This window comes from Streptomyces racemochromogenes (assembly GCF_044129415.1).
Lineage (GTDB): Bacteria > Actinomycetota > Actinomycetes > Streptomycetales > Streptomycetaceae > Streptomyces > Streptomyces racemochromogenes_A.
On record NZ_JBBDHD010000357.1, the window covers coordinates 1 to 338 of the forward strand.

At 74.6% G+C, this 338-nt stretch carries 1 protein-coding gene; it reads left to right on the forward strand.

All coding sequences use genetic code 11. From position 1 onward, the window contains the following. Positions 1-338 (forward strand): acyltransferase domain-containing protein (locus WDV06_RS37265; RefSeq protein WP_395514214.1); only part of this gene is annotated, 338 nt, incomplete at both ends.

Sequence of the window (338 nt, forward strand, 5' to 3'; positions counted from 1 at the left end):
CTGCGGGGGGAGGCGGCGCCGGAGTTGCTGGAGCGGGTGGACGTGCTCCAGCCGGCGAGTTTCGCGGTGATGGTCGGTCTGGCGGCCGTGTGGTCCTCGGTCGGTGTCCGCCCTGACGCGGTCGTCGGCCATTCGCAGGGTGAGATCGCTGCCGCGTGTGTCTCGGGGGCGCTGTCGTTGGAGGACGCGGCGCGGGTGGTGGCCCTGCGGAGTCAGGCCATTGCCGAGGAGTTGGCCGGGCGGGGCGGCATGGCCTCCGTCGCGCTGAGCGCCGACGAGGCCGCGGCCCGTCTGGAGCGGTGGGCGGACCGGGTCGAGGTCGCCGCCGTCAACAGTCC